Here is a 483-nt window from a genome sequence, read left to right as displayed (position 1 = left end):
GTTATGTTTCAAATGAGAGTTTATGGATAACCTTGAGAAAATAAATTCAAGCATCGAGAAGATGGAAGGTCGGCTTACGTCTCAAATAGGTGACTACCTTTCAGGCGGGCAATTAAGCTTGAGTGAGCTTTGTTCCAATTTGGAGTGGTTTTTAACTTGGCGCATTAAACTTGAAGACCTAGAAAATACTATGTGGTGTGACGGTGTCTTTGAGTTGAAGGTTTCCCAATTGGGCAGAAGTTCGATCAATTTAGGAGGTCGTGCATATTTTGGTCCTGAAAGTGATGTCACAATTATTCACAAATGCAATCTTGAAGGAAGTATTACTTTATCTAGTAAGCTCGATTTTATCGAGTCGTATAATTTTAAGACTAATGTAAATGGAAAAGTCTTTGAAATCGCCAAACGAACATAACAATCGCAGTCTGTCGGAACGCCTTTCCGTTCCTTCGTCACTAAAAGTCGTCCGCAGCTGCGGGCGTT

The 483-nt window shown here is 40.0% G+C and carries 1 protein-coding gene; it reads left to right on the top strand.

The features are described from left to right. The first annotated feature begins 22 nt into the window (after positions 1–22). Positions 23–415: a hypothetical protein gene (locus EOK74_RS20730; RefSeq protein ID WP_133472028.1), complete on the top strand. Its 393-nt coding sequence runs from the start codon at positions 23–25 to the stop codon at positions 413–415. Positions 416–483 lie beyond the last annotated feature (68 nt).

The organism is Paraglaciecola marina, assembly GCF_004360155.1.
In the GTDB taxonomy this organism is placed as follows: domain Bacteria; phylum Pseudomonadota; class Gammaproteobacteria; order Enterobacterales; family Alteromonadaceae; genus Paraglaciecola; species Paraglaciecola marina.
This window is presented reverse-complemented; position numbering and strand designations above follow the sequence as displayed.